Origin of the sequence: Pseudoalteromonas fenneropenaei, from assembly GCF_042643375.1 — a bacterium.
GTDB lineage: Bacteria > Pseudomonadota > Gammaproteobacteria > Enterobacterales > Alteromonadaceae > Pseudoalteromonas > Pseudoalteromonas fenneropenaei.
Genome location: NZ_JBHRSD010000006.1, coordinates 116,511 through 133,714, shown reverse-complemented (window position 1 = coordinate 133,714; position 17,204 = coordinate 116,511). Strand labels below are relative to the sequence as shown.

The following is a 17,204-nucleotide window of genomic DNA, read 5'->3' as shown; positions in this document are numbered from 1 at the left end:
GATGGGTGAGCCACACGTATGTGGGCATGATGACCGATAGCAAGCTCCGTCGCAAGCTTAGGCCAGACCCACATTTTTTAATTTAGGGATTGAATCTAAATGCCATATTGGCCATGCACTTAGGCTGAATTTAATTAGACTAATGCGACAAATTAACGAACTTAACTAGCCTACCTGCCTCAAGCACACTTTATTCGCCTTGGGATGTCACGCCCAATAACCCCAAGCGCTTTAAGGTGGCTGAAATCACTTCCCCACGCCAGCTTTGGCAAGCAGCAAAACCTGGGAGTTGCTTAATTTTATAGCGCGTCATTTTTGGTGTCACGGTGCCAGCTAAAAAGCGCACTCTAAGCATAGGAGAGGCTTTATCCCCAGCTTGCGCTAGGAGTTTGTTAAGACCAAACACCGCTTCGCGGATAGCCTCATCGCTCACTTGAGTAGGTTCAACATATTGTTTAAACACCACCACTTTACCACGACATACAGAGCAATGACCGCACTGAGTTGGACCTTGTTGGTCGGCAAAATAATCGCACAAATTTCTGCTTAAACAGCGGTTTGATTGGAAAAAGCGGAGCATCAAGGCAATCCGATTAAGTTCACTGTGTTCTTTAGTTAAGAAATAATCTGCCAACTGCGCTTTTAAATCAGGATCGGCCAACTTCTGCTGATTAACTTGATACACTTGAGTTAAAGTTTTGCTTTCCAACTCCAGTAAACTTTTCTCTTGTAAGTATTCGAGCGCCGCCAGTAAGGTATCGCGGGTAATGCTACCGCTTTGCAATAGGCCCGTAACATCTACCGTTGACCAACTGCGTTTGTGTTCACAATACGCAAAAATTTGTTGCAGCACACTTTGGCGCGCGCTATCAAACTGAGCAAATAATTGCTTTTCACTGACCAGCAGCTTAAACCGCAGCTCCGCATAGTAAGCGTATTGAGCTGTTAACACCCCGCGCAGTTCGAGCTGCACCAACAAAGTTTTGAGCGCTAAAATGCGAATATCGGTTTGGCTTGCCAAGCGGCTATCTACCATTTGCCAAAGCCCAGCCTCACTTTGCGTTGCTATGTCAGTCAACAAGGCGGCGATGTTGTCCGGCTCGGGCGTATCACCATAAATAAAGTTTTCTAGGGTATTGAGGCCATCGAGGTTACCCAGCACGATACAATGCGAGAGTGCACCATCACGGCCTGCACGGCCAATCTCCTGCGCGTAATTTTCGAGTGATTTAGGTAAATCATGATGGACAACAACACGAATATTAGCCTTGTCCACGCCCATACCAAAAGCAATGGTGGCAACTACAATCTGCACCCGGTCGGCCATAAAGTCCGCCTGCACACTACGTCTTGCCTCATCGTTCATACCCGCATGATAAGCTCGGGCGCCAAGTCCTGCTGCTTGTAACTGCTTGGCAACAGCTTCAGCTTGCTGCTGTAACGTGACATAAACTATGGCAGCGCCCGGCGATCGAGACAATGCTTTGATAAGGTAGGCAATTTTATCTTGATCAGGAATAGCCACAACGCTCAAATCAAGGTTTTTACGATAAAACCCAGTTTGTACAATATGCTCTGCAGCAATATTAAAACGCGCCGCCATATCCAGTTTTACTTTCTTCGTGGCCGTGGCAGTTAATAGCAATACTTGGGGAATGGCAAATTCCTGCTGATAGTGAGGTAATTTCAGATAATCTGGGCGAAAGTTATGACCCCATTCAGAAATACAGTGCGCTTCATCTACCACCAACAACGAAATACGAATGCCCCGTAACCATAAGCGAAAACGCTCATTTTTCAGCCGCTCGACTGAGATCATTAATATCTTCAGCTGCCCTTGTTGCACCGCTTGAGTAATACGCTGTTGCTCGGCTTTGTCTTGGGTGCTATCAAGGCTTGCAGCTGCAATGCCTTTTTGCTGTAAAAACGCCACTTGATCTTGCATCAAAGCCAATAAAGGTGAGACCACCAAAGTTAAATGCGGCAGCAGCAGAGCTGTCAGTTGATAACACAAGGATTTCCCAGATCCGGTCGGAAATATTGCCAGCGCACTGTGCCCAGCCACAAGATGAGAAATTGTCTCTTGCTGTCCCTCACGAAAACTGGAAAATCCAAAATGTTGATTTAAGCTTTTATCCAGCGAGCTGCCATGTTCCATTAGGTGGTCTCAAGTTGTTCAACAAAGTGACGCAAAAATATCACAATTTCACGTTAAAGTGAGAAAAACCCTGACAGGAAATAAAGGTATGGCACCGAAGCTGTTAATCTTTAACTTTGATGGTACGGGCAACGAGCCCCGCGATAGCGAACAATTCACCTCCGAACATTTCAAAGAAGACGCCGCCATTTCCAATATTCTCAAACTCCATTTGCTACTCGGCGGCAAACTTCATCCTCACGCTCCCAGCCACTTTTCAGAACAACAAAGTTTTTACTACGCCGGAATTGGTATGCAAGGCAGCGCAGTTAAACGTGTACTAAACCAAATCTTGGCTCCGCGGAACGCCGAAGTAGGCAGTATTTTGAATCAGGCACTGCATGACTTTCAGCGTCATTACCAAGCCGGTGATCAAGTCTTGTTAACGGGGTTTAGTCGAGGCGCAGCATTGGCGCGGCGTTTTGCTAAATGTCTTGAGCAATTCATTAGCGCAAACGTTTACTTATGCGTATTCGATACCGTCGCATCGCTTGGTTTAAGTAAAATTGCCAAAGCAACATGTGGCGCTGAGCATGTGATCTTCAGTGATTGTGATGTAGCGAGTAATGTTGCCGCTGCGCTGCACTGTGTATCACTCGATGATAAACGCCGTGCCTTTGAACCAACACTCTTCAACGCTTCACCTAAAGTAAAGGAGATCTGGTTTGCAGGCGCCCACTCTGACATTGGTGGCGGCTTTTACCGTGATGGCTTATCTGACGTGTGTTTGCGCTATGCAATTGAATGGTTACTCGACTTACCCATAGCCATTCGTTTGTTGACAACAAAACAGGTTGATTATGCGGCGTTGTTGCCCCTCGATGGCGGACTGTTAATCGACGAAGACGATTTAGCGATTCATCCAAACCCGTTGGCCGTTAGCCACCAGCAAGACTATTTATGGTATTCAGCTAATTTTAAAAACGTTGACCGAACTTGCACTGTGATGGTCGATAATCAGCTCAGCAGCGAATTGCCACTTATCCATCACAGTGTTGCCCTGCGGATTTTCCATGTTGCCTCGTATCGTCCTGAATCGCTTAAAGGTTTGCAATATCGCCTTGAATACCCAAGTGGTGAAACCTTAACCTTTAAAGGGTTATCGGCGCATATTGAGTTACCAAAGCAAAACCTAACTGTATTGCAAGAAGGCGAATCCACCGAATGTTTGGTGTATGCAGCAGAGCCCTACAATTGCACTGGTATTTTGTTAGAAAAAGGCGCCACTTATCGTTTTACGCCAGAGCTTGACGGGTATTGGTTTGATAACGGTGTGAAAGTTGCGGCCACTGGATGGCAAAGAGCTGGTGTCACCGTCGGTGAGAAAAGCACCCCCATCACCTTACTTGAGCCATTTCGCCGCTGTCCCCAAGCCAGCTGGTTTGCACTTATCGGGTCGATTAACGGGAAAGATGAATGGGTCTTTGCGATTAATGAAGGCGCCGACGTAAAAATTGCACAAAGCGGCGAGTTTACCCCGTTTGCCAATGACATTAGCCGCTACTATGGCGCCAATACAGGGAAAATCAAAGTGACCGTCACTCGGCTTGGCTAATATACCCAAGCTAGAGCTTGCCACTTTGATATTGCGCCAATAAGGACGCTATTGCGGTTTTTCGGGCGACAATCGCGGTGTTAATGGCGGCGATTTGCTCTACGGTGAAAAAGCCCTTGCGCCAAATAAAGTGTACGCCATTATCATGCACTGGATAGTCAGACATAAATATCGGCTTTTTGCTTTGTGCAAACAGATAACGCCCTGTAATTTCATCTTCTATGATCAAATCTAAACGTCCTAGCATCAATAACTGTGCGCGCCGTTTAGCACTGGCTACTTCAACCACCGCAGTTTGATATTCGCCACCCCGTATGGCTTCAAACTCCTCACCATAATAAGAACCAATGCTCACGCCGATATTGTATCCGCGCTCAAGCGCTTGACTTAACGAAGTATCACTCAGTGCAGCATGAGAGGTAAATAAACGCATTTTCTCTAGCCGATAAGGTATCGAAAATTCGCCATATTTGGCGCGCTCTTCTGTGAAGCTGGTCATCAAGGCTAAATCAATTTCGCCTTTCTCCATCTCAGTCAAGCTCCGTGCGGATGAAGGTAAGCGTTTAAATTCCAAGCATATGGCCGCGTCGTTAAACACCAAACGAGCAATCTCAACATCTAGTCCTGTGGTGTGTTGCCCTTGATAAATCACTAAAGGCGGCCATTCAGCTGCGAGCCCGACCTTAGCAGTCACTTCGCACCTGCGCTCACCCCAAACATTTAGGCTTAACATCATCAGTAAGAATAGCCAAATGACTTTCATGACTTTCATGACTTTCATTTCACCGTCCTTGGAAAATCTGCCAGAAGCTTGACTGTCATTGGTCTTTATCTGCAAGTTGATGATAATTCGGAATGTATTTTAACTGTAATGCGATGACTGTCGGTAATACCATGCTCAATGCATCATTGATTTGCCGTACTTGCACTTCGTTAAAAGTTTTACGGCTAAGCATAAAATGAATGGCGTTATCATTCACTACATAACTGTGCAATTTGATTTTGTCGTAACCTAGCTTGTGAACAAAGTAGAGCCCTGACATTTCGTCTTCGATTAAATAGTTAACCCGCCCAAGTGCAACCATTTGCATGCGTCTATCGACACTGGCGACTTCAAAAAAACGCTTTTTGTACCAATCAATTTTCAGAATGTCGGCCAGTTCTTCACCATAATAAGCGCCTGGATTGGCAGTAAAAATATAATCAGCGGCAAACAACTCTTGCAAATTGCGCGCACGTTCGTCTGGCGACAGCGAAAACAACCGCATCCGCTCGCGGCGATAAGGTTCACTAAAGAAGGCTATTTTTGCACGTTCGGTATTGAAACTCGCAGATGGGAGAATGTCGACTTCACCTTTTTCCAATTCATTGATGCCTCGTGCAGAAGAAGGCAAATTGACAAACGTAAAACACAACCCAGCTTGTTTTAACACATGCTCGGTAATTTCAACGTCTAGTCCAAAAGCGCGCTCATCCGCGTACATGACATAAGGTGGCCATTCTGTACCGATACCAACCTTTAATGTTCTTTCACATTTCGCAGCGACCGCCCCACTGAACAATAAACAAATGATAACTATGAATTGGCGCACTGCTCACTCAACTTAGCTTTGCTTGTTAGTTAGTATGGTCTAAACGCACATAAAAAACAAAGGCGCTATTGCGCCTTTGTCACTAGTATTAATGGCCTGGCTCGTCCTTGAGTCCTCTTGCGATTACAGACCAAAACTACTTATAGCAACTGCCAAACTTGGGCTTTGCCAGGTTCTTCTCCTAAAGTCCACCATTTTGCGCGGTAGTTTTTGCCACCATAAACGACAGTATCACCACCAACATACACTTGGCTTGCACTCCACGTATCAACTGGTCCAGCGGTATTCGTTACCGTCACAGTAAAAGACTGAGTTGTGCTTAATGTACCGTCAGACACGGTGACAGACACTGTGTAGTTGGTGTCTGCTGCAACTTCAGCTGCTTGTAGCGTTACATTTGCGCCACTGCCAACTAAAGTTAAGCCCGCTGGTACATTCCAGCTATAGCTAAGTGCATCACCTTCCGCATCCGTTGCAGTTACAGCCACAGCTTGACTTGCGCCTTCTGCCATCGTGACGTTAGCAATTGCATCAACAACTGGAGCTGTGTTTGGCCCAGCTGGCGCTTTTACTGTCACTACCACGTTTTTCGTCGTAGTCACTTTGCCATCAGACACCGCAACTTGTAGTGTGTATTGACTATTTTGTGTGACCGCTGGTGCAGTTACAGTGACGGTTGCTGCTGAAGTATTCGCGAGCTGCAAAGCACTATCACCTGACCAAAGGTAAGTCAAAGTATCACCATCTTGATCCGATGCACTCGCCGCAACTTGAACTTGCGCTTCAGAGTTAACTGTCACCGCAGCTGCAACATCTACCACAGGTGGACGATTAGGGATCACACCACCAGTCAAACCATCGTACATCGCATTAAGAATATCGCCGTTGTCCGCATCGATTTCCCACGCAAACAAACCACCTAACGTATGGGTATTCACATATTGGCCTTTGGCTTTTACTGAGCGAGCGTTATCAAATGTCAATAACTTGCCTGAAGTGCGGTTCCAGACATAGGCACCCTGCGCTTGCTCGTCATAGCCAACTTCAAAGCCATTTAAGCCAGTTCCATTTGGGCCAACCAAATTCTTAGCGATGGCTTTATAGTCCATGATCCCAGCTTCCCAAACACCTTCCGACGTAGAGCCGGTGTATTTACCATTGCCTGGGGCTGTCATTGGATTGCCCGGAATCGTTGCATTGGCTTCAAACACACCATCCCAGCCGCGGCCATACATAGCAGCACCCATTACGATTTTGCGAGAATTAACACCTTGTTGGAGCAACAGTTGTACAGCATGATCAGCCGTATAAGCTGGCCCCTTGCGCGGATTACCTTGGTCATCAACGCCTGTGCCATTACACTCACCTACGCTTTGATGTGAGCCACAGTACAATGCCGTTTGATGACCTGTAACATTGTTCCAACCACCGTAGAAGTCATACGTCATCGCGAAAATGTAATCCATATACTGCGAAGCCGCTTGATAGTTCACATCTTCAATTTTGTCGTAACCCGCGCCAATTGCTGAGGTAAGTTGATATTGACGACCAGTTTCCGCTTCTAACTCATCTAACATGGCGCGTAGCTCTTGCATTAACGCCACATAAGCTGGGCCATCATTGACTGGATCACCTAAGTTTGGATTAGGGCCATCGCCACCTGGGAATTCCCAGTCAATATCTACGCCGTCATAGAATTTCCAAGTTTTTAGGAATTTTTTCATTGACGCAACGAAGGTGTCACGATTCGCTTTATTGGTAAAACCATGGAATGGATCTGACAGTGTCCAACCACCAACCGAAGGTAGGATCTTGAGATCAGGGTAACGTTGCTTCAACGCCATAAGCTGTGAGTACACACCACGGATTGGGTCGTTGCTATCTACACCCGGCATCGCTTTTTGAATCGCGGCCCACGGGTCATGGATCACTACTTCATAATCTGCAGTGCCACTACAGGCCGTTTGCAGTGCGCGCCAACTGTTGCCGTTTTCAATTTCTTTCAACGATTCGTTGGCACCACAAATTGGAATGAAACCGTATAGTAAGTGCGACAGGTTTTGAGCTGGAATTTTCGTCACATCAAAGTTACGACCATAAATCCCCCACTCAACAAAGTAAGCGCCCGTCACCATGCCTGGAATGGTGCCATTGTTGCGATTGTTCGGATCAACATTCATTGGCAGTGGGTCTAAATGACCACCATCCGTGTCGGCGATGACAATGGGTTTGCCGGCACTGCGCGCACAAACCGCGCCTTCACACAGCTCAACATACATAGTGTGGCGACCTGACTTCAGATAAGGGAAACTGATAGTGCCACTTTTTGTTCCTGCCGCGAGCGCACCTTGATTGACCAACATATCATCAAAATACACTTTATAACTATCACCACCAGCTCCACTCCAAGCATTCCATTTAATGCTGATGTTCACTGTCTCTTTGGCGGTAACCAGTTGCTTATAAGAGCCATTACCATCAAGATTAACTTCAACAAAAGAATACTGTTGTGGTTCCCAACTGATACTAGGCGCTGATGGTGCTGCAAACGCAGCCCCACTGAGCATCGCTAGACCGACTGCTACGGTTACTGTTTTGATTTTCATAACTTTCTCAACCTATTTTACATGTTGTACCCAAACCTTGGGCGGGTGTTGTTGTTTTTACTGCTTAAATTCTAAAGCTTTTGCCATACATCGGCTTTGCCCGGCTCTTCACCTTGCGTCCACCATTTGGCTTGATAATCAGCGCCATTATGGCTAACGCGATTGCCACCTACATAGGTGCTACTTGCCGACCAAGCGGGATTTTGTGCAACTACATCCTTTACTGTCACAGAAAGGGTTTTAGTGGTGCTCAACTCCCCGTCAGATACTGTGATGGTGCCGCTGTAAACTGTATCTTGGGTCACTTGTGGCGCACTAATAGTGATAGTTGCGCCCGTACCGGTGAAGCTCAAAGGGGCTGGAAACTGCCAGTCATAACTAAGCTCAGTTTGCTCATCATCAAAGGCATGCACATGCAAACTTTGGCTTTGTCCTTCATTAAGGACGAGAGGATCTGGCTGATGAACGGCTGGTGCCGTATTTGGTCCAGCAACTTGAATGGTGAGGTTATAGGTGTGGTTGTTGTCCGTGACAAACACTTGGTTACTCAGCAAGTTTTGTGAGTCAAATTGAATCTCGCCGTTGCCTTGTTTCACGCCAATTTGGGCTACATGCCCATATTGACTATTGATAACTTGTGCAAGCTCAGCGCCCCAATTGTTCGCATTAGCTGAAGTCACTGTCAGTAACTGACTGAGCAGCTCTTGCCCCGAACCATTAAACACCCGTGCCCACACTTTATCACCGACATTGGCTGATTGGCCTTGGCTAACAAAATAGCCTGCACTGACCCAATTTACTGGACCTGTATCTGCCGCAAAAGTAATGTCACTACAGTTGTAGAAGCCTTCCCCAGCAACATCATTACGTTGCCAACGGGTATAAAGAATGGCATCACCGCTGCGATTCGCTGGGATATTCACAACCATGTCGTAATAGCGCTTGCCATCAGGGTCTTTGACGACTTCCAACGTACCAAACTCGTTAATTAACTCTAAGTCTTGCCAACCTAGCGCTTGAGTGGCGGAATCGAAGCCCGGTTTAGAAAGGTAAATTTTCCAAAAACTCGGGTTGTGCGGAGTGGTCGCTCGAAAACGTATCGCTAACTCACCGTTACTGTTTGGCGTAACTGTGGTTTTTTGCCAGTCCGCATGTGGGGTATTGATCCCGCGTTTTTCATGTGAGCCTGCTGCGCACAGGCTGCCATTGGGTACTGCTGCTTCTACCGCAGCTTGATTTAAGTAATTGGCGACGTTGACCGAAAATTCGTGCTCTTGGGTAAACTGCACATAACCCGACACTAAAAATGCCGCCCGACAAGCCGCATTGGGAATATTCGAACCATCATCTGGCCACCAGTAACCCCCTTGCGCTTCACAGATAGACTGCCGAGCTTTAGGGAATTCCATAAAACCATGCGCCGAAACCTTAAACTGTGGCAATAACAACGCACCAAGTAGTACCAGCGGTGAAAACTTTACATGTTGTGTCATAGTGTGCTCCAGATGGGGGGCGTTGCCCCCCAATTTTGGCTTATCAGATACTACAAACTTTGCTGTAGTCACTGCTGCTTGCAGGTGCCTGATTGCTCCACCATTTGGCTTTGTAAACTGCTTTGCCTTCGATGATGAGGTCGCCCGCCGCCGCGTGAGTACCACGAGGGAAGTTAGGGTAAACACTGATCTCAGAGATTGGTTTACCTTCACAAGTAGTCACAGGATCACCTGTGCCCGGATCTGTACCAGGTTGTGCCGCAGGCAATTGTGGATATTCAAACTTGAACGCATAACGTTTGCCGTCTTTTTCTGCCACAAAGTTGCTTGGACCTGTAATTGGCATGTAGTACATCACTTGCGCATTCACCGTCTCACCCGGTGCAAATGATTTTGGACTGCCGCCCCACTCGTTTACTAAAGTGATTGAGAACCGATGGAACTCATTTTCAAAACCGCCAATATTGTTGCCAGCAGCATTCGACCCGTTTACGTCCACCGCCATGCCGAGTTTTTCCTGCGCATTCCAATTCGATTTGAAAATCGCAGAGGTAGAGACTGGTACATCAAATGAAATTTTCGCACCGCTCAAATCAATACCTGAGTTATTGGTAAAGGCAAATGTCGGTGAAATTGGGTAGTTATCATCACCCACTGGGAACGCTTTGGCCGCAAAACTGACATCCACTTGCTCTGTTGGTACCTGGAAGTTCACATTGCCGATGTGCACGTTGTACGCACTACCACTTTGGTTGAACTTACTGTGCGCCAGCGAAGTAAGGCTAGAACCCATAAAGTATTCGCCTTTAGCTGCGTCGTAGTCATAGTCACCCGCGAGTTCCCAGAACATAATGCCGCCCAGACCGTTGCTTATCACATAATCGACTTTACGCGCCATAGACTCTTCATCTTCTGTGGAGATAAATACTTTCTTCTGGTCATTCCAAAGCCAAGGTGCAACTGCAACCGCATCGTAGTGACGGGTATACGTACCAGTTAAACGGTCTTGTGGATCAGTATCTGGCGTTAAGCCATACGCTGCTAGGTAACTTGGTACTATGCCACTTTGAAGGTTTTTCGCATGCCATAATGGATTTGAACCAGCTGGAACTTCAAGACCAACGTCATTTTTGTCATGCCACAGGTTGTCGATACCTACTGCGCCTGCGCCACAGAAGTTCTTCTCACCTTCACCTGTACCAGGTGGGCAGTTATTTTGATCAGCTTGTTTCGCCTGACCCCACATACCATTGGTGCCACCAACTACATCTTTAAAGCCGCGGGTATAATACGGAATACCGATGTTGATACGACCAGCAGAAACTGCACCACGGAAGTAACGCACCGCCCAGTCGGTATTGAGGTAACCAATGCCCTCAAATTCCGCCGTACCATATACGTTCCATGCTTTGAGCTCTGAGTCTTCACCGGTATCAAACAATGCGGCGTTTGGCCCCACATGTGAGTTCCACGCACCATGCAAATCGTAAGACATAATATTGATATAATCTAAATATTGTACTGCTTGGAATGTTTCCATGCCGCGTAGTAAGTAACCTGATGAAGGTGAAGCAATCGTCAACATGTAATGTTTGCCGTCTTGCTGACCGGCTTTATCTAGCTCTTCACGTAACCGTTTCATTAGCACTTGATAAGATGCGTTTAGACCTGCGCGACGCGCATTCGAAATCGCAAAATCATCTGGGTGGCCAGAGTTGGCCATCGAAGACGGGTATTCATAGTCAATATCCACACCATCGAAACCATATTGACGGATAAAGCTCACTGCGCTGGCCGCAAAGGTTTCAATCCCAGCTTGGTTCACTGAGCCATCGGCATTAGTGGTCATCGTATAGAAACCACCGCTTTTCACGCGTGTACCATCGGCACCAAAATAACCACCGGTTTCAGCCCAGCCACCAACAGAGATCAGAGTTTTGACATCTGGATATTGCTTTTTGTATTTGTTCAATAGGTTGAAGTGACCTTTGTACGGCAGTGTTGGGTCAAGCTCTGCACCTGCAACACCCGGCCATTCCATATTCGTTGCAGGGTTATTAGCCGCATTAGGATCGCCAATTGAAACCTTATTACTACCATCAACATGCGCAAACGCATAGTTAATGTGGGTGATCTTATCCCATGGGATATCGTTAACAAGGTAGCTTGGTTGTCCATTTGCGCCATTACGCCAGCTAGTAAAGTAACCTATGATACGACGCGGATGATCAGCACCCATAAGTTCACGACCATTGGCGTCGTAGACAGTACAATAGGGGGTGTTCACACCCGGCGTTTGGTAAAGACCTGCTGGACGACACGCATCTGGATCTGTGCCAGGAGTATCTTCAACCACAGTAAGGGTTTTGGAGACACTAGATACCGCACCTTTGTCATCGGTTACTGTCAGCACAAATTGCGCTGCACCTAATTGCGTTGCAGTCCACGTATACTGAGTTGCAGCACCAGAAGTAGCAGCGACTTCAGCGCCATTTACGGCAAAGCTCAACTGCGTTACTTGACCATCACTGTCACTGCCAGAGAGTGCAAATACCACTTGGCTACCAACGACTAGCTTGGCTGGAGCAGAAGAGAGCGCTAAGTCAGCAACTGGCGCTTGATTGACCGGACCCGACGTTTTCACCGTGACCTGATGACTCAAAGTAGGTGAAACACCGCCCTTGTCGTCGGTCGCTTTGACTGCCAAGGTGTGGCTACCAGGTAATGCAGTCCAACTGGTCGCGTACACGCCTTGACTGCCCGAGGTTGCAGTGGACAATAAAGCGCCGTCTAGGAAGAACTCAACTTTCGCGATAGTACCATCAGCATCCGTTGCATTTACCGAAATGGCAACGCTGTCATTTTGATTAAACTCAGTACCGTTTGCAGGGCTAAATGCGCTGACTTCAGGTAGCTGATTATTGACAACGCTGTCACACTGACCCAAATTAGTCCAATCTTGCCATTGACCAGAATGCGTCTCAGGATCAGTTTGTGTCCACCAATTCGCTTTATAACCGTAATTGGCTTTTTGCACCTGTTGTCCAGCGCTGTATGCCTGCCCTGCTTGCCATTGTGCCAAATTAGTACAATCAACTGCCATTGCTTGAGCTGCAAACAACCCAAGTGAAATGGCGCTCAATTGCGCAATCGACTTGAGATATTTTTGTGATCTCATCTTCTCTCCAACCTATCATTAGTAACGTATATTTCACATGCAAACATAAAAGTAACACATAGTTTACCTTCGTCAACTCCTTGAACTCGGTAAAATGTCGTTACATCTGTCAATAACCAATACTTTTAGCCTATAAATTAACACTTCTACATGAGCGCACCTCATACTGAACAAATTATATACACCATGAATTAATCTCATTGCTGGCGTATAAAAATAAATCAATTATTACATTAAAATGAAAAGGTTATGATTTTTTTCAGAAGGAGGAGGGGCAACAAATGCAAGAGTCAGATTAGAAAAACTAGGTCAACAAGATTATCAATATCTATAACAAAAGAAATTATTTTTTTACAAAAAATTATAAAGCCAACTAACAAACACCTGTAAAACGACCTTTAGAGTATGCTGAGCATTTCGTATCATTCACTCTTGTTCAAGGATAGATGTACCCTGATCAGACCAAGATAAAAGGGAGTTGAAGGAATATATTTACGCACAAAGCGCAATAACCCAATGAGGCTCAAAACGAATGAAATTTGGTTGATTTAGCGATAGACAGGTGGAGTGTGGGAAACTGGGATTTTTATGGTAATTACTGTGCCGGTTTGCAATTTTGAGTCGATATCAACCGAACCTTGATGATCAGCGATAACACCATAAACCACAGCTAAACCCATACCAGTGCCTTGACCAACTGGTTTAGTTGTGAAAAATGGCTCAAAAGCCCGAGTCATGGTTTCTTCTGTCATACCGCAGCCATTATCTGTCACTTTTATGACTATCATGTCTTGGCTTTCGCACAAATAAATATGTACAACACCATCTCTTTCCTGTCTTTGCTCGCACGCTTCTTTAGCATTAAGTAAGACATTAATGATAGCTTGGCCTAATGCATCGCCATTGCAGTAGGTGAGTGGTACAGCTTGAGTATGGCTTACCAAATTTACGTACTTGAACTGGCTTTCTAACAGCCGCACGACTTTTGCAATGAGAGAGCAAACATCCACGTGTTCAAACTGACTCTCTCTCGGTCGAGAAAAACTCAGCAAATTATTTACAATCCCCGAAATACGCTTAACACCATCACTGACGTCGTCAAGCATTTCCTTGATCTCAAAAGTCATCGCAGAGACATCATATTTAGTTTGTAATTTTGCAGCCAAAGGGAGTAACTCTGGCGGGAGTTGCCCTTCACTATCAAGGTCACTCACCAAGGTGCTCATATCGATAAGCGCCTGACTGTAATCTTGCAAACACTCAATATTACTAGAAACATACGCAAGTGGATTATTGATCTCGTGTGCAACTCCCGCAGCAAGTGACCCTAGCGTCGCCATTTTTTCAGTTTTTAATACCAGAGCCTTTTGCCGCTCTAGCGTGGCAATTTTTTCCTGTAACGCCAAATTTGCGTCAAACAACGCCCGCGTTTGGTCTTCAAACAACTGCTCAAGTTCATCGCGCGCTCGCCGCTCACGTATAAACGCGGCTTGATAATCAATATCAGCCATTATCTTCAACCTTAACAACTATCCGACATTCACTCGCCCCTTGGTGCATACACTCAGGGTGCTGCAGGCTAATCCGAGTGTTAAAGTATTTTGCGGCTCCAACTATCAACCCCTCTGCACACCAACAGAGTTGACGTTTGGAAGCATAAAAAACATTTAATTCTCCCTGACTCCCTTGCTCAACCCGGATCGCTGGTAGATTAGGCTCGTGATAAAGCTTGATCACTTCTTTATGGATAACTGCATCAATGCCAAATATCAGTTCCTGAAAATTAACGAACTGGTTCATTATTGCACAATGGCGATTTGCCAAGTAGCCAAACAAATACTCTCCAAACATCTTCACAACCTGATCTGCAGGTATGGCTAACGCTTCGGAAATACCACCGACCAAACTCATTAGCTCTTGATCTGGGTAACTCTTAGGTGAGATGTAAACTTGCTCAGCAAGCCCATGGTGTTGCAATAAGTTGTTCCACGCCGCCATCCCCAGTTTGTCAACTACCAACTGCTCTAATGCACGAAAAATAACTCCTTTCATTGGGACTCCTTGAGCCGCCACTTAGCGACTTGTTCCGTATAAGACAATGCCTTTAGATGTCCGCTCAGCGCATTTTGCACATCGTTGCAGGTTGCACCTGAGCCTATCTGCAAACTAATGACGGCGTGCAACAAGGTGATAAGTTGGTGGTCAACATAGTTCTCATGTAAGTAAAGCTGACCTGTGACCACCAATGACTCAAAACCCCATAAGGCTAACAGATAAGCTGAAAGCTCAGCTTGTTGCTTTTCACTCCAATCAGACTGGCCTAAGCAAGTAGCGCAAATAGGTCCTATTGCGCTTAAAAAGCAGCACGATTGCAACTCTTCCAACAAATGGCGTGGTAGGCTCAAATATTCACCCAGTGATTCCGCGAGCGCCATTTTTTGTTGAGCGAGTGTAATACACCGGGCTATTTCCATTTCACCACCGACAGGAATCATTAACCGCTCAAGTTCAAAACAGGTGATCACTGCCTGTAATAAATGACTTCCAAGCCGAAACACCGCTTGATGGGTTTTGTGTACAGGCGCAATAAAGCCTAAAAAAGCAGAGTTAGCAATTTGCATTACTTTTGCGGCTAAAGGCGGATCTTGGCTCAGTAAATCAGCCACGACATCGAGCCTAGGTGGCACTTCTCGTAAGCTGCGCAGAATTTGACTGGTGGTTGCCGTTAATGCCGGCAATCCCCTTAACGCGCCCAAAGTAGCTTTGGTATCTTGAGGTAAATCCAGTTGCTTGAGCTGCCGCGTATTTTTGATAACGTCAACCAGTTGATGCTTAGTGAAGGGCTTGGCAAAATAGCAATGGGCGATATTTCCAACTTGCCACGATAAGTTAGTCGATAAGTCACCCGTTAACAGGCACCTAACCGTAGCAGGGAGAGCCAATCTCGCCTGTTCTAAGACTTCGACACCCGAGCATTCTGGCATTAATGAATCGCAAAAAAGTAGATCAGGTGCGCCATGTTCAGCAACCCAATGGAGTAGTTCTAGCGGCTGAGTCAGTGTAAACACATCAATATCACTATCAATGTGCTTTAAAGTACGACTCAAGGCGCGAAGGATCAATTCATCATCATCGATAACAAGCGCTGTTATCTTTAACATTAGCCAAAACCTTGAAAATTTGTTTCTTGCCTAAGCTTAGACTAAATTATCAATAGTGATAATTAGATAAGACTAAATTCTAATGATTTCTGAGGAGCCACTTACCTTGGATTTTGAAGCCCCTGCAAAAGTACTTTGCCTTGACGATGAAGAGAGTGTGCTGCGCTCTTTGACACGAGTTTTAAGAGGTAGCAACTTGCTTGCGACTACCTTTACTGATGGGCAAAGTGCACTTGAAGCACTGCGCCAAACCCCATTTGAAGTGATCATCAGTGATATGCGTATGCCTAATATGAGCGGCGATGAATTCTTGGAAAAGGCCCGTGCCATTGCACCTAACTGCCAACGCATTTTACTGACAGGCTACGCAGATTTGAATGCTACCGTAAATGCAGTCAATAAAGGGGGTATTAACGCCTATTTGCAAAAACCTTGGCAAAATGATCAGTTAATTCAAACCGTCAAAGAAGCTGTAGAAAAATATAGATTGAAGCAACAAAACCTGCAGCTATTAGCGAAAATTGAAGCGCAGAATAACCAACTCAAGGAATTAAATACGTCGCTAGAAGCTTTGGTTGATAAGCGCACCAAGCAAATTCGCCAAGTTCTGAAGCAACTTGAAGTTGCGCATGAGCATGAACAGCGCGACCACAAAGCAACGGTAGAAGTGTTGTATAATTTTATCAATGCCAACCCCTATTTAGATGCAGAACTGGCAAAAAAAGTCGCTCAAACCTGCCGAGGCATTGGAAAACAACTTAAGCTGAGTAACGCCATTTTGGAAACTGTGAGTATGGCTGGCTATCTTGCACAAGTAGGTTTATTGGCAATGGATCCTGAGGTTTATAAAGTCTCGGTAAATCAGCTAAGCGATGAAAAACGTAAGCTATTTTATACCCATCCCGCCATTGCACAATTGATGTTAATGCCAGCACCGCACCTCAGTGAAGTCTCGGAGGGAATTTACCATCAGTTTGAAAAGTACAACGGCAATGGTATTCCAAAAGGGCTTAGAGGTCAGAATATTCCCATCACAGCACACATTCTCGCTGTGGCTCGGGACTACCAACAACATATTCATGACAGCAATCTACCAAAATCCGCGCGTGCTGAACATGCGTTAGAAATGATAAAACTCTACAGCGGCAATTTTTACCACCCTAAAGTTGTGACAGCCTTAGAACAGCATCTCCAAAATGTAAAAAGCAACCCCTCGGAGCAAGTGGGTTCAATGGATATTATCAGTTCCGCTGAGTTGCAGCCCGGTATGACCTTAGGACTTGCCATTCATAGCCATAAAGGCATTATGCTGTTACCAAAAGGCCATGTGTTTTCAGACAAGTCCATCGCCAAGTTGCAACAGTTAGAGGCGCAGCGCCCGACACCATTTCGGATCATGGTTAAGTAACTGCAGCTTGGGAT

General features: G+C 45.9%; 11 protein-coding genes. 2 read left to right on the top strand and 9 right to left on the bottom strand.

What is annotated here, in order from left to right; all coding sequences use genetic code 11:
- Nucleotides 1-190 precede the first annotated feature (190 nt).
- Entirely contained in the window at nt 191-2,158 is a 1,968-nt protein-coding gene (locus ACFOEE_RS03575; RefSeq protein ID WP_377120992.1) for a RecQ family ATP-dependent DNA helicase, read from the bottom strand.
- A gap of 88 nt (nt 2,159-2,246) precedes the next feature.
- On the opposite strand from ACFOEE_RS03575, the gene ACFOEE_RS03570 reads away from it, so the two are divergent.
- Complete coding sequence (locus ACFOEE_RS03570) at nt 2,247-3,752, top strand: phospholipase effector Tle1 domain-containing protein (RefSeq protein WP_377120990.1); 1,506 nt, start codon at nt 2,247-2,249, stop codon at nt 3,750-3,752.
- 10 nt (nt 3,753-3,762) lie between these two features.
- Here ACFOEE_RS03570 and ACFOEE_RS03565 read toward each other — a convergent pair whose 3' ends face one another.
- From ACFOEE_RS03565 to ACFOEE_RS03530, 8 genes are all read right to left on the bottom strand, one after another.
- The gene (locus ACFOEE_RS03565; protein ID WP_377120988.1) at nt 3,763-4,533 is read right to left on the bottom strand and encodes a substrate-binding periplasmic protein; all 771 of its coding nucleotides are present in this window, start codon (nt 4,531-4,533) and stop codon (nt 3,763-3,765) included.
- A 37-nt stretch (nt 4,534-4,570) separates the two neighbouring features.
- Nucleotides 4,571-5,344, bottom strand: coding sequence for a substrate-binding periplasmic protein (locus ACFOEE_RS03560; RefSeq protein ID WP_377120986.1), 774 nt, complete (start codon nt 5,342-5,344; stop codon nt 4,571-4,573).
- 140 nt (nt 5,345-5,484) lie between these two features.
- A complete protein-coding gene (locus ACFOEE_RS03555) occupies nt 5,485-7,950 on the bottom strand; it encodes a glycosyl hydrolase family 18 protein (RefSeq protein WP_377120984.1) in 2,466 nt (821 codons plus the stop codon).
- A gap of 71 nt (nt 7,951-8,021) precedes the next feature.
- Nucleotides 8,022-9,443, bottom strand: a complete 1,422-nt coding sequence (locus tag ACFOEE_RS03550; protein ID WP_377120982.1) for a lytic polysaccharide monooxygenase — start codon at nt 9,441-9,443, stop codon at nt 8,022-8,024.
- A gap of 43 nt (nt 9,444-9,486) precedes the next feature.
- The gene (locus tag ACFOEE_RS03545) at nt 9,487-12,621 is read right to left on the bottom strand and encodes a glycosyl hydrolase family 18 protein (RefSeq protein ID WP_377120980.1); all 3,135 of its coding nucleotides are present in this window, start codon (nt 12,619-12,621) and stop codon (nt 9,487-9,489) included.
- 548 nt (nt 12,622-13,169) lie between these two features.
- Nucleotides 13,170-14,132 carry a sensor histidine kinase gene (locus tag ACFOEE_RS03540; RefSeq protein ID WP_377120978.1) on the bottom strand — a complete coding sequence of 321 codons (963 nt, stop codon included), beginning with the start codon at nt 14,130-14,132 and terminating at the stop codon, nt 13,170-13,172.
- Entirely contained in the window at nt 14,125-14,673 is a 549-nt protein-coding gene (locus ACFOEE_RS03535; RefSeq protein WP_377120976.1) for a heme NO-binding domain-containing protein, read from the bottom strand. The genes ACFOEE_RS03540 and ACFOEE_RS03535 overlap by 8 nt, the downstream gene beginning before the upstream one ends.
- Nucleotides 14,670-15,782, bottom strand: coding sequence for an HDOD domain-containing protein (locus tag ACFOEE_RS03530; RefSeq protein ID WP_377120974.1), 1,113 nt, complete (start codon nt 15,780-15,782; stop codon nt 14,670-14,672). The genes ACFOEE_RS03535 and ACFOEE_RS03530 overlap by 4 nt, the downstream gene beginning before the upstream one ends.
- Before the next feature lie 82 nt (nt 15,783-15,864).
- Here ACFOEE_RS03530 and ACFOEE_RS03525 point away from each other — a divergent pair, with 82 nt between their 5' ends.
- Complete coding sequence (locus ACFOEE_RS03525; RefSeq protein WP_377120972.1) at nt 15,865-17,190, top strand: HD domain-containing phosphohydrolase; 1,326 nt, start codon at nt 15,865-15,867, stop codon at nt 17,188-17,190.
- Nucleotides 17,191-17,204: the final 14 nt, after the last annotated feature.